Raw genomic sequence first — 11,839 nt, 5'->3', positions numbered from 1 at the left:
GTCAGACCACCGCCGTCGAGAGTCTGCGCTCTGCGTACGCCGCACAACTTCACGTCACCGCAACAGCCGGGCAACTTATCCCGGTCACGCTGGAGGCATGGAACCGTTGCGTACGGCGCTCACCGGCGGGCTGGCGTGTGATGTGTGCGGGCGACTTCCGCATCCGCGACGACTCCGGTTGACGGTGGCCAAACGGCTGGCGATCTTCCCCGTCGAGTTCGCACTGCACGCGATCGTCCTGGCGCTACACCCGTCGTACCTAATCGCGGTGAGCGCCTTGGTGGTCGTGACGACCGCCCTGGTGATCTGGGTGATCGAGCCGTCCACGATGCGGCTCCTGCGGTCCTGGCTGCACGCGCCGCGCACCCGGCCGGCCGCGGGACTCGGCGCGCTGTGGCGGATCCGCGTCACGCTCGACGACCGGACCGGCGCGTTGGAACGCCTGACGCACCACCTGACCGATCTGGACGCGAACATCCTCGGCCTGCACGTCCACCCGCTCGACGACGGCGTCCGCGACGAACTGGTCGTCTCGACCCCGGATCCGATCGACCCAGACTCGTTGCTGACGGCAATCGAAGCCGCCGGTGGCCGGGACGCCCACGCGTGGCCGACCACCACCCTCGCCCTGGTCGACGGCCAGACGAAGGCGCTGAGCTTGTCGGCCCGCGTGGTCGGCGACCCGGGCGAGCTCCCGCACGCGGTCGCCGAACTCCTCGGCGCCCGCCTCGTCACCGACCACGTCACGTTGGCCGCGCCGCTCCCGGCCGACGGCACCGTCCTCAAGATCCCGTCCCCCTGGACCGGCCTGTTCGCGTTCACTCGCGCAGGCGAGCCGTTCACTCCGGCCGAGTCGGCCCGAGCCCACCGCCTGGCGGAGCTCGCCGAGCTCGCGCTCACTAGGCGTTGAGCGGGTTGGTCGCCTTGCCGTCGAGCCAGAGGACGTTGGTGGGGTCGCCGTGCGGGCCCTTGCGGCCGACGTGCTTGTCGCTGATGCCCGGACCGTTCTTGATCACGTGGACGATCGCCATCGCGTGCCCGCGGCCGAGGTCGTAGTCCTCCTTGAGCCAGTCGCAGATCACACCGGCCTTCACGCCGGCAGCGTCGTACCCGCGCGCCTTCGCCTGCTCGACCAGCTCCCGCGGCGTCAGGCCGGTCTTCTCCTCGATCTTGTCCAGATACGCCTGAAACGACATCTCGCTGCCTCTCCCTGGTGGTCGTCGTACACACCTGCGTCGAGCGACCACCCCGGAAATCGACAGGCCCGGTCAAGAAGTCTGCAGGCCGTACTTCTTCAGCGCCGCGGTCAGCCGTCCCGAGTCCTGCGCCTCCACCAGCTCGGTCGACACCTCCCGGAGCTTGACGTTCGCGTCCATCGAGCACCGCTTCAGGACCTCGAACGCCACGTTCGACGCGAGCCCGTATCGATGCATCAGGATGCCTTGGGCCTGACCGATCACCGTCCGGGTCGTGATCGCGGACCGCAACTGGTCGACTAGAGTCCGGCTGTCGTTGAACAGCTGCACGTTGTCGAACGCGACCCCGGCGTGCAGGGCGAACAGCAGCACGACGTCGTACGACGTACTCCCGAAGGCATCCGGCGTCGCCGAGAACAGGCTGAAGGCGGCCGCGGCCCCGGTCTGCGCGGGCAGCGGGAGGAACAGGCAACTGCGATAGCCCGCGTTGATCGCGCTCGCGGCGAACTCCGGCCAACGGTGGTCCGACGCCAGGTCACCGATCCGGTGCGGTTCGCCGTACGCCATCGCGTCGTACACCGGACCGTCCGCCGCGATCAGCCGCTCGGCGAGGGCGGCCCGGGCCGGCTCAGAGAGCTCATCCGCGGTGCTGTGGTAGCGCGCGACCATCTCCGCCGTACCGTCGACGAGCACGCTGATGCATGCCTCCTCGCAGTCGGGCACGGTCCGCACCACCCGGTTGACGAACCGGCCCAGCGTCGTGGCGACATCGTCGTCCTCGACGAGTCGACTGACCTCGGCCAACTCTTGCGCCAGTTCCAGAATCCCCTCCGCCATGACCCCATCATGGGCCATCCGGGCCGTTCTGGGTCCGACGCCCCAAACGGCGCGTTAGTGTCGATGAATGGCCGACCATCGACTGACTGCGAAGGGGCACGCCACCCGAGCCCGGATCCTCGCGGCCGCGGCGGACCTGGTGCATCGGCGCGGCGTCGCCGGTACCCAGCTCGAGGACATCCGGCGGGTCGCCGGGGTGAGCGGTTCGCAGCTGACGCACTACTTCCGCGACAAGCCGACGCTGATCGACGACGTCATCGGCTGGCAGGCGGAAACCCTGCTGGATCGGGAGCCCGCGCTCGACTCCATCGCGGCCTGGCATCGTTGGGCCGACCGCGTCGTGGCGCGGCAGACCGCCCGCAGGTTCGAGGGCGGCTGCGATTTCGGCTCACTCGCCGGTCAGCTCGCCGAGTCGCGCCCCGAGACCCGCGCCCGCCTCGCCGCCGGCTATCAGCGCTGGCTCGACCGTTTCCGGACCCATCTGCGGACCATGCGCGACAACGGCATACTCCGGCCGGACGCCGATCCCGATTACCTGGCCAACACGATCCTCGCCGCGATGCAGGGCGGCGCACTGCTGACCCAAACCCTCCGCCGCCCTGAACCGCTCCGCGATTCACTCAACGCGGCGTTGGTGACGCTCGACTCCTTCAGCAGTCAGTACAGCGGCAGCTGAGCGATCGATGTCCGACTCGTCGGTGGTCCAGTTACAGACCGAGATGCGCATCGCGGCCTTGCCCTGCCAGGTGGTGCCTGACATCCAGCACGTGCCTTCCTGCTGCACCGCGCTGACCACTCGCCGGGTGAGCGCGTCGTCGTCGCCGAAGCGGACCAGTACTTGGTTGAGTACGACGTCGTTCAGTACGGCGACCTCGTTCGCGGCCAGCGTGTCCGCGAACCGGCGAGCCATCGCGTGACACCGATCCACGATCTCGGCGATCCCGGATCGGCCGAGCGCGCGGATCGCGGCGTACACAGGGAAACCGCGCGCCCGCCGGGAGAACTCGGGGTTGAAGTCGAGCGAGTCACGCTGCCCGTTCTCGTCCTGGATCAGGTACGCCGCTCTGATCGACATCGCCGCGCGGTGCGGCTCCGGATGAGCGCAGAGGACGAGGCCGGAGTCGTACGGGACGTTCAGCCACTTGTGCGCGTCGGTCGCCCAGGAGTCGGCGCGGTCGATGCCGGCGACCAGCGGCCGCAGCTCGGGACTGACCGCGGCCCAGAGACCGAAGGCGCCGTCGACGTGGACCCACGCGCCGGCCGCGTGCGCCAGGTCGCAGATCTCGGCGATCGGGTCGAAGGCACCGGTGTTCACGTTGCCGGCCTGGGCACAAACGATCTGCGGTCCTTCTGTTTCCAGCGCGGCCGCCAGCGCGTCCGCCCGCATCCTGCCCTGATCGTCGACATCGATCGGCACGATGCAACTGGTCCCCAACCCGAGGAAGCGCAGCGCCCGGTCGATCGTGTCGTGCCGCTCGGCGCCGGCGAGGACCCGGATAGTTGGTGCACCGATGAGGCCTTGGCTCTCCACGTCCCAGCCCGTGCGCCGCAGTACTTCGTGGCGGGCAGCCGCCAGGCCAGTGAAGTTGGCCATCTGGGCGCCGGTGACGAAGCCGACCGACGTACCTGCGGGCAGGCCGAACAGCTCGACCAGCCAGTTCGCCGCGACTTCCTCGACCACGGCCGCGGCGGGTGCGGCGGCGTACAGGCCCGCGTTCTGATCCCACACCGTGGTGAGCCAGTCGGCGGCGAGCGCCGCGGGCGTCGCGCCGCCGAACACGAACCCGAAGAAGCGGCCGCTGCCACTCGGCAACAGCCCGTCCTCGACCCCCTTCGCGAGGTGCGCGACCACGTCCCGGGGATCGCTCGGCCCGGTGGGCAGCGGACCGCCGAGCGCGTCGTGCAGCTCGGCCGCCGTCGCCCGCGGGCCGACCCGGCGCTCGGGGAGCCCGGTCAGGTACGTCGTCGCCCGCTCGAACGCTTCCGTGAGCGGCCCTTCCCAATCCACCATGCCTCATTTGTACGCCGGGATCGTGTGATGCAGCGTGTGACGGCATTACAGTTCGCTCAGGCGTTGGGAGGATGCGTATGGCGCGGGTGGTCACGGGGAGTCGCTGGACGGCGATTGCCGGTTATGCGCTGGTCGGCGCGGCGACCCAGCTGGTCTGGCTGAACTTCGCCGGCGTGACCACGGTCGCCGCCGCCCGGTACGGCGTCTCCGAAAGCGCGATCGGCTGGCTCGCCCAGGTCTTCCCCCTGCTGTACGTCGTACTCGCGATCCCCTGCGGTCTGATCCTGGACCGCTGGTTCCGGGCCGGCCTGATCGCGGGCGCCGTACTGACCGCGCTCGGTGCCTGCGTACGGCTGATCGGTGACGACTTCGGCTGGCTGCTGGCCGGGCAGATCATCGCCTCGATCGCCCAGCCGCTGGTGCTGAACGCGGTCACCGGTATCACCGGCCACTATCTGGCCGAGAAGGACCGCCCGACCGGCATCGCGGTCGGCACCGCCAGCATCTTCTTCGGCATGGTGATCGCGTTCCTGCTCTCCGCGGTCTTCACCACGGCTTCGTCGCTGCCGACGATGCTGGCCGTGGCCGCCGTGTTCTGCGTGGTGGCAGCGCTGCTCCTCATCGTTGCCCTGCGCAAGCAAGGTCCGTTCGAGATGGGCAGGCACCGACCGGATCGCGGCGCGCTGCGAGTCGCCTGGGGTGATCCGCTGATCCGCCGGCTGTGTGTACTGGCGATCTTCCCCTTCGGCGTCTTCGTTGCCATGAGCACCTTCGCGCAGGCGCTGCTGGAGCCGGCCGGGGTGAGCGGCGGTACGGCGAGCACGATCCTGCTGGTCAATGTCATCGCGGGTGTCCTCGGCTGCGCGGTGATCCCGATCCTGGTCGTACGGCGCCGCGCCGAGTCGGCTCTCCTCGTCGTGAGTCTCAGCTGCACCGCGGCCGCCTGCGTCCTGCTCGCGCTGGCGCCCGGCGTCGTGACGGGCTTCGCCGCCATCACGCTGATCGGGTTCCTCCTGCTCCCCGCTCTCCCGATCGTGCTCGAGCTCGTGGAACGCCGTACCGGGGAGGCCGAAGGCACCGCGGCCGGCCTGATCTGGATGGCCGGCAACCTGGGCGGCCTGCTGGTCGCGGTCGTGGTCGGGCTGCTCGTCGACCACCCGTCCGCGGCGTTCCTGGTGATGGCGGCCATCGCGCTCATCGCCGTACCCGGGGCTCGCGCTCTCCGCCGGCCGATCGCCGAACTCCGAGCGCTGTCGCAGTCGTAGCCAGCAGTCCACCGACGCCTGCGGCTACGAACGTGACACGTGCATTCGTGTGCTGAAGGAGGAGGCCGCCGAAGACATACGAGATCCCGGCTGCCAGGCCGATCGCGCCGTACAGGTTGCCGAAGACGCGGCTCCGGAGGTGTGGGGGGACGACCCGTTGCAGGTGCGTGTTGATCCCCACGTCGACGCCGGCGATGCCGAGTCCGCGGATGACCTGGAACGCGAGCGCAGCCCAGATCGCCCAGGCGAGGCCGGTGAACAGGTTGCCGATGCTGCTCACGGCGAACCCTGTGACCATCAGTGCAGGCATGCTGAATCTAGTCGCGTACTTCGCCAGGAGGGCGAACCCCGTCACGAGCCCGATGCCGACTCCGGCGTACAGGATCGCCGCGGCCGAGTCACTGCCGTGCAACTCGTCCTTGCCCAGGAACACCATCGCGACGTCGTCGACCCCACTGAACGCGACCACGGCGAAGAACCCGAGACCGATCACGCGAATCGCCTTCGTCCGCCAGATGTACCCCAGGCCGTCGCGCGCATCTTTGAGGAGGCTGTGGCCCGACAGCTCTGCTTTTGGCATCTTCGGCAATCGGCTCAGCAGCACCGCCGACACGAAGAACGTCGCCGCATCGATCAGCAGGATCCCGCGCACATCGGTGATCAGGAACAACGCCGCCGCGATCAACGGCCCGACGGCCTCCAGCCCATTGGTCCCCGCCCCCAGCGCCGAGTTGGCCGCCTCCAACTCCTCGTCCTTGACCAACGCCGGCACCGCACTCCGCGAACTCGCCTGGAACACCTGCGCGGTGATGCTCCGTACGGCGACCAGCACCAGCAACACCGGTAACGGGGGCAACACCACCGCCATCACCACAACCAGCGCCCCTTGCACCAGATCGCACGAGACCATCACCCTCTTGAGGTCGAACCGGTCCCCGATGGCTCCCGCGAACGCCCCGAACAAACCCGGCGTGAAGTCCCCCGCCAACAACAGCAACGCCACCGCCAGCGCCGCGCCCGTAGCCCCCTCGACGTATAGGAGCAGGGCCACCAGCCCGAGCGAGTCTCCCAAGAAGGACACCGACCGAGCCACCCACAGCACCCGAAACCCCACCGACCCCCGCCACACCCCCCACACGATCCCTTACTATGGTCCGGCACAACACCCGCCGGTGTGGCGCAACTGGCAGCGCACCGCTCTTGTAAAGCGGTGGTTAGGGGTTCGAGTCCCCTCACCGGCTCTCTGACCTGGGAAGATGCGTTGCGGGGCAGGCTCGTGAGGGGTTCAAGTGACCGCTTACTGACCGCTTTGACATCCTGATCACTCCATCGCAGGGCGTTCCGTCGGTTGCCGATCCTGCTCATGAATGCCCCTCAATGCGTCGTCCAGGAGGCTCGCTGCCTCCGGATTTCGAGCCCGCCGACCGACGTACTCGTCGACTGTGGTCGAGATCCTTGAGTGCCCAAGCTGGTCCGCAATCTTCCGCGGCGTCTGACCAGAGTCCTCGAGGATCGTCGCGGTCGTCTTCCGGAAGACATGGGCGGTGACCCAAGCCATCTCGTCTGCCAGTGACCGCATGCCGGCCAGCTCGGTCAGCTCCAGCAACACTGCACGGTCGCGCGTGTTCAGCCGGTACGCGTCGGCCAAAGCGACCGCTTCCTCCGGCTCCAGTCTCACCCGGCCGGTCTCGATCAGGCTGATCCGTGTCTTCCGCCAGCCGAGCTTCTCGACGATCTGCGTTTGCGCGAAGCCAGCGTGCCGCCGATGCGCTTTCAGCGTCTGCCCCAGTTCCGTTCGTCGCTGACCACCGACTGGCCGCCGGGCGTTTCGCAGCGCACGCTGGACGTTGTGCGAGTCCCGGAATCCGCCCTTGGAGTCCGGAAACACTGGGGAGTCGAGGGCCGTCCCGGGCTTCCAGCGCGCGAGCACCATCTCCAGAGCCCATCGCGGCAGCACAAGAACCCGCTCACCAGCGGCGGACTTGACCCGACGGCGAACCAGCCCCTGCCCCTTCAGCCGCTGAACCTGGTAGCTGCAGTCGACCTGTCCCGTCTCGCGATTGATGTCGTTCCAGGTGACAGCCAACGCCTCACTGATCCGCTCACCGGTTGCCAGCATGAACTTGCACAGATCCACCAGATCAGCTCGAACTGCCCGCTCATCCTGTCGCAGCAGCTCGAACCAAGCCTCCCTCTCGTCCTCCTCCAACGCCCGCGGCGCCCGACGCCGCGTCTTCCCCCGAATCTTGATTTCCCGAACAGGATTCGCCGCCAATGCCCCATGCCGGACCGCCATAGACAATGACCCCGACAAGATGCTCTTGCAGGTCTTGGCGCTAGCCACGCCGACCTCGTTCCGGATCGCCTGAATCACGTCGTTCACCCGCGGCGTCGTCAACTCAACCAGCCGAATCTCGGCAATCCGAGGCACGAGATTCTTGTCGCACTGATACCGGTACGTCTGATGCGTCCCTGGCGCCAGAACGTCCTGCTCTCCAAGCTCCTTCACCTCAGCGAGGAACAACTCAACCGCCACCGCAACCCGACTCTCAGGCTTGATCTCCGCAGACCCGCTCAGCCGCGTACGAGTCTTCAACATCGCCCGGAGCTTGTTCTCCGCCTCAGTCGCGGACTTCCCCCATGCAGCCACCCGCCGAGTCCGACCATCGACGTCCCGATACCGGGCCTTAGCTTCGAACTTCTTCGGACGCCCCCTACCATCGCTGCGTACGGCCCGCGAAGAAATCTTCCCCCAGGTCCCCAACGGCAACCACTGCTTCGCCACGCACACCTCCACCTCACATCGGCACGCCACCCGTCCGAGGTCATGCCTGCGGAGGCTCAACGAATGACGCGACGCGGCGCGACTAATGGCTGCGCCCAGGTCGATCCATCCTCGGGATCGACGGCGGCGGCCTGATACGGCCCCTGGGCCGTCACTATCCGGGCTGATGTCCAGGGCTCCTGGACGTCACGTTCTGGTTTCGGCTCCCACCCAGTACGCCGACGCTCACGCAGGGAAGTTGTCGTCGGCAACAGGAGAAATGAGAGACGACGCTGGATCGACAGTTCGGTGCACCGGAACACGATCCTGCTGACCGGTAGTCAGACGATCCCGTCGACGCCGATCCACGGTGCGCAGTGGAGCCTGGTCAACCAGGCCGCCGTGCCGGGCGCGGAGGCGTACGGGCCGCAGGTCACCGATCCGGACGGGCTGCGCCGCTGCTTCGCGCATTCCCCGGTCGGTGCGGTGTTCGCGTTCAACAACTTCATCGCGGCGATGTCTGCGCCGGACGACCCGACGGGCGCCAAGACATTCCCGGTGCTGCAGCGCATCATGACTGCCGGCGAGAACCGTGACCGCTACATCGAGTGGCTGAAGACGGCCGACGACCCGGGCAGCAGCGGCGGTGGTGTCCAGCTGGTCGGGTTCAAGGTCCTCGACGCCACCACGGACCGAGTGACCATGCTGGTCGCTGGTGAGGCCGGTGGCGGGTTCGCATCGTCGACCTGGACGCTGGTGTGGCAGACCGACGACTGGAAGGTCGTCGCGCCGCAGCCTGGGGAGAAGGCCGGCGACCCCTACACCACCTTGCAGGACCTGACCGGCTTCGTGCCGTGGCGGGGCGCCTGATGCTCCCGCTGGTTCCGAACCCATTCGACAACCTGAAGAACGCGGCCGCGAACGTCGCCGAGAACTGGCTGATCGACCTGGCCGGGAAGACCGGGCAGTCCGCGCAGGTGTTCCTGGAGAAGTCCGCGACATTCTGGGTGACCGGCCTCAAGACGCCCCAGTTGACATATGAAACCGCGCAGAACCCCTACACCCCGGCCAGCACGGTCGGCTACTTGTGGTCGCATCTGCACTGGTACGTCGCGGGGCTGGCGATCTTCTCGATCCTGTTCGCGGCCGGGAAGATGGCCTGGCAGCGCAACGGCGCCCCGGCCCGGGAGCTGCTGCAGTCGATCCTCACCCTGGTCGTGGTCTCGGGGGCCGGAGTCGCGGCGATCTCGCTGGCGACAACGGCCAGCGACGAGGCTGCCTCGTACATCCTCAGCGACGCGACCAAGACACCAGACGGGAAGCCAACGACCTTCCAGGTCGCGTTCGGGCAGATGTTCACCCAGCCGAACCCGACCAGCCCCACCGCGGTGCTGCTGATCATCTTGTACGGGCTGATCCTGGTCAGCACGTTCATCCAGATCGCGCTGCTCCTCATCCGCGGCGGCATGCTGTTCCTGCTCGCCGGCGTCTTGCCGTTGACGGCCGCGGCCACCAACACCGAGACCGGGCGGCAGTGGTTCCGCAAAGCGGTGGCGTGGACGATCGCGTTCGTCCTCTACAAACCCGTGGCGGCGATCGTCTACGCGACGGCGTTTCAGCTGACCCGCGAAGGGACCGACACCGTCCCGGCCGGGGCGCTCGCGCCTGCGGCCGGTGATCAGCTGATGAAGATCGTCACCGGCCTGGTGATGTGCCTGCTGGCGGTCTTCGCGCTGCCCGCGCTGATGCGGTTCACCGCCCCGGCCGTCGCGGCCGCGGCCGGTGGCGGCGGCGGCGCGGTCGCCGCACTGGGCGGCGCGCTCGGCATGGGCGCGAAGGCTGCCATGAGCCGCTCCGGCGGCCGCAGCAGCGGAAGCAGCAGCGGCGGCGGCCGGTCGGGTGGCGGCAAGGGTCAGTCGGAGTCGTCGGCCAGAAGCGGCCCGCAGGGCAACAGCAAACCTGCCGGGACCGCTGCGTCGTCGAGCCAGGCAGCGGGCAAGGCCACGAAGGCCGCGGCCGGTGGACCGGCCGGTGCGGTCGCAGCTGCCGTTGCGGAAGGCATCAAGAAGGCACCGCAGGCGGTGAACAACGCCGTCAGCAGCTCTGCCGGCGAAGACACCGCCGGCGCCTCGTCGCCGCGGACGCCGAGCAAGCCCGGCCCGGGTCGTCAGGGTCCGCCACAGTCGGGACCCAGCGGCGGACAGAACGGCAAACCTCCATCGAACCCACCACCATCCACCCCTCCGACCACGGAAGGACCGTCCGGTGGCAAACGTAAGTAGCGCTCCACGGACCTACGGCAACTGGCGCAAGCCGCTGTCCACCGGCCTGGGCAAGCTCGGTCTGCTCGGCACGATCGCGCTGCTGATGCTGTGCGTCGTGATCGTGCTGACCCAGCAGGTCGCCGGGCTGTTCGCCGCGATGTTGGTCGCGATGGTCGGCGGCCTGGTGCTGCTCGGCCTGATCCTGAAGGACAAGCACGACTTGTCCGCCGCGCAGCGGATCGGTCCCCGGGTCGGGTACCGGATCGCCGCGCGCACCCGGGGCCGGCTCTACCGGTCCGGGCCGATCGGCCGGGCCGGCTGGGGCACCTACCAGCTGCCCGGTCTGCTCGCGGCGACCCGCCTGATCGAGGCCAAGGACTCCTACGACCGGCCGTTCGCGATCGTGTGCTGGCCGCGGCTCGGGCACTACGCGGTCGTCATCTCCTGCGAACCAGACGGTGCCGGCCAGGTCGACCAGGAGCAGGTCGACAACTGGGTCGCCGGGTGGAGCGCGTGGCTGACCAGCCTGGGCCACGAGGACGGCCTCGTCGGCGCCTCGGTGACCGTCGAGACCACCCCGGACACTGGGTACCGGCTCGGCGCCGAGGTCCGGCACAACACGACAGCGGACGCGCCCGCCGTGGCGCGGCAGATGCTGGCCGAGGTCGTCGACACCTACCCGCGCGGTGCCGCGCAGGTGAAGGCGTGGATCACGCTGACGTTCTCCGCACAGACCCGCTCCGGTCGCCGCGTCGACGCCGACGAGATGGTCCTCGAGCTCGGCACCCGGTTGCCGAACCTCACCCAGGGCCTGGCCAGCAGCGGCGCCGGCAGCGCCCGTCCGACGACCGCGCAGGAGTTGTGCGAGGTCATCCGCACCGCCTACGACCCGGTCGCCGCGACGCTGATCGACGAGGCCAAGGCGATGGGGCAGCGCACGAAGCTGCGGTGGAGTGACGTCGGCCCGGCAGCACACCAGGTGTTCTGGGACAAGTACCGCCACGACGCCGCCTGGTCGGTGTCGTGGGCGATGACCGTCGCACCCCGTGGCGAGGTCTACGAGACCGTGCTGCAGCCACTGCTCGCACCCCATAAGGCGATCGACCGCAAACGCGTCACCATCCTCTACAAGGTCCTCGACCCCGGACTCGCGGCTCGGATCGTCGAGGCGGACATCCGCTCCAGCTCGTTCCGGGTGAACTCGACCGACCGGCCCTCCGCGCGGCTGCAGAACGACCAGCAGGCCGCAGAGAAGACTGCGCAGGAAGAAGCCCGCGGCGCCGGCCTGGTCGACTTTGGGCTCGTCGTCACCGCGACCGTCACCGACCCCGCCGCGCTCCCGGACGCGGTCGCCGCCGTCGACCGGCTCGGGTCGCAGTCCCGGATCCTGCTGCGCCCGGTGTACGGGTCGCAGGACTCGGCCTTCGTGACCGCGCTGCCGCTCGGCATCGTCCCCGAGTCGCACCTGATGGTGCCCGACACCATCCGCGGGGCACTGTGAA

Annotated in this window: 11 protein-coding genes and 1 tRNA gene; 7 read left to right on the top strand and 5 right to left on the bottom strand. The window is 68.7% G+C overall.

What is annotated here, in order from left to right:
• The first annotated feature begins 97 nt into the window (after nt 1-97).
• Complete coding sequence (locus OG555_RS19360; RefSeq protein WP_329484308.1) at nt 98-910, top strand: ACT domain-containing protein; 813 nt, start codon at nt 98-100, stop codon at nt 908-910.
• On the opposite strand, the gene OG555_RS19355 is transcribed toward OG555_RS19360, so the two are convergent.
• Nucleotides 900-1,196: a DUF4287 domain-containing protein gene (locus OG555_RS19355; RefSeq protein WP_329484307.1), complete on the bottom strand. Its 297-nt coding sequence runs from the start codon at nt 1,194-1,196 to the stop codon at nt 900-902. The genes OG555_RS19360 and OG555_RS19355 overlap by 11 nt on opposite strands.
• Before the next feature lie 72 nt (nt 1,197-1,268).
• Nucleotides 1,269-2,033 (bottom strand): ANTAR domain-containing protein, encoded by a 765-nt coding sequence (locus OG555_RS19350; protein ID WP_329484306.1) that lies wholly within the window; start codon nt 2,031-2,033, stop codon nt 1,269-1,271.
• Nucleotides 2,034-2,100: 67 nt separating this feature from the next.
• Here OG555_RS19350 and OG555_RS19345 point away from each other — a divergent pair, with 67 nt between their 5' ends.
• The gene (locus OG555_RS19345; RefSeq protein WP_329484305.1) at nt 2,101-2,709 is read left to right on the top strand and encodes a TetR/AcrR family transcriptional regulator; all 609 of its coding nucleotides are present in this window, start codon (nt 2,101-2,103) and stop codon (nt 2,707-2,709) included.
• Here the strand turns inward: OG555_RS19345 and OG555_RS19340 are convergent.
• Complete coding sequence (locus OG555_RS19340) at nt 2,650-4,044, bottom strand: pyridoxal phosphate-dependent decarboxylase family protein (protein WP_329484304.1); 1,395 nt, start codon at nt 4,042-4,044, stop codon at nt 2,650-2,652. The genes OG555_RS19345 and OG555_RS19340 overlap by 60 nt on opposite strands.
• 77 nt (nt 4,045-4,121) lie before the next feature.
• Between OG555_RS19340 and OG555_RS19335 the strand changes: the two genes are divergently transcribed.
• The gene (locus OG555_RS19335) at nt 4,122-5,309 is read left to right on the top strand and encodes an MFS transporter (protein ID WP_329484303.1); all 1,188 of its coding nucleotides are present in this window, start codon (nt 4,122-4,124) and stop codon (nt 5,307-5,309) included.
• Here the strand turns inward: OG555_RS19335 and OG555_RS19330 are convergent.
• Nucleotides 5,239-6,390: an MFS transporter gene (locus tag OG555_RS19330; RefSeq protein WP_329484302.1), complete on the bottom strand. Its 1,152-nt coding sequence runs from the start codon at nt 6,388-6,390 to the stop codon at nt 5,239-5,241. The genes OG555_RS19335 and OG555_RS19330 overlap by 71 nt on opposite strands.
• A gap of 87 nt (nt 6,391-6,477) precedes the next feature.
• On the opposite strand from OG555_RS19330, the gene OG555_RS19325 reads away from it, so the two are divergent.
• Nucleotides 6,478-6,550, top strand: a tRNA-Thr gene (locus tag OG555_RS19325).
• 80 nt (nt 6,551-6,630) lie between these two features.
• Here the strand turns inward: OG555_RS19325 and OG555_RS19320 are convergent.
• A complete protein-coding gene (locus OG555_RS19320; protein WP_329484301.1) occupies nt 6,631-8,094 on the bottom strand; it encodes a helix-turn-helix domain-containing protein in 1,464 nt (487 codons plus the stop codon).
• 288 nt (nt 8,095-8,382) lie between these two features.
• On the opposite strand from OG555_RS19320, the gene OG555_RS19315 reads away from it, so the two are divergent.
• The 3 genes from OG555_RS19315 to OG555_RS19305 are packed head-to-tail and all read left to right on the top strand — an operon-like array spanning nt 8,383 to nt 11,838.
• Nucleotides 8,383-8,943 carry a hypothetical protein gene (locus OG555_RS19315; protein ID WP_329484300.1) on the top strand — a complete coding sequence of 187 codons (561 nt, stop codon included), beginning with the start codon at nt 8,383-8,385 and terminating at the stop codon, nt 8,941-8,943.
• On the top strand, nt 8,943-10,355 hold the full coding sequence (locus tag OG555_RS19310) for a hypothetical protein (protein ID WP_329484299.1): 1,413 nt from the start codon (nt 8,943-8,945) through the stop codon (nt 10,353-10,355). Before OG555_RS19315 ends, OG555_RS19310 begins: the two co-directional genes overlap by 1 nt.
• A complete protein-coding gene (locus OG555_RS19305; protein WP_329484298.1) occupies nt 10,339-11,838 on the top strand; it encodes an SCO6880 family protein in 1,500 nt (499 codons plus the stop codon). Before OG555_RS19310 ends, OG555_RS19305 begins: the two co-directional genes overlap by 17 nt.
• Nucleotide 11,839 lies beyond the last annotated feature (1 nt).

The organism is Kribbella sp. NBC_01484, from assembly GCF_036227145.1.
Lineage (GTDB): Bacteria > Actinomycetota > Actinomycetes > Propionibacteriales > Kribbellaceae > Kribbella.
This window is presented reverse-complemented; position numbering and strand designations above follow the sequence as displayed.

Coding starts and splice junctions, on each gene's coding strand:
- OG555_RS19360 (WP_329484308.1), top strand. CDS start 98: ATGGAACCGTTGCGTACGGCGCTCACCGGCGGGCTGGCGTGTGATGTG.
- OG555_RS19355 (WP_329484307.1), bottom strand. CDS start 1,196: ATGTCGTTTCAGGCGTATCTGGACAAGATCGAGGAGAAGACCGGCCTG.
- OG555_RS19350 (WP_329484306.1), bottom strand. CDS start 2,033: ATGGCGGAGGGGATTCTGGAACTGGCGCAAGAGTTGGCCGAGGTCAGT.
- OG555_RS19345 (WP_329484305.1), top strand. CDS start 2,101: ATGGCCGACCATCGACTGACTGCGAAGGGGCACGCCACCCGAGCCCGG.
- OG555_RS19340 (WP_329484304.1), bottom strand. CDS start 4,044: ATGGTGGATTGGGAAGGGCCGCTCACGGAAGCGTTCGAGCGGGCGACG.
- OG555_RS19335 (WP_329484303.1), top strand. CDS start 4,122: ATGGCGCGGGTGGTCACGGGGAGTCGCTGGACGGCGATTGCCGGTTAT.
- OG555_RS19310 (WP_329484299.1), top strand. CDS start 8,943: ATGCTCCCGCTGGTTCCGAACCCATTCGACAACCTGAAGAACGCGGCC.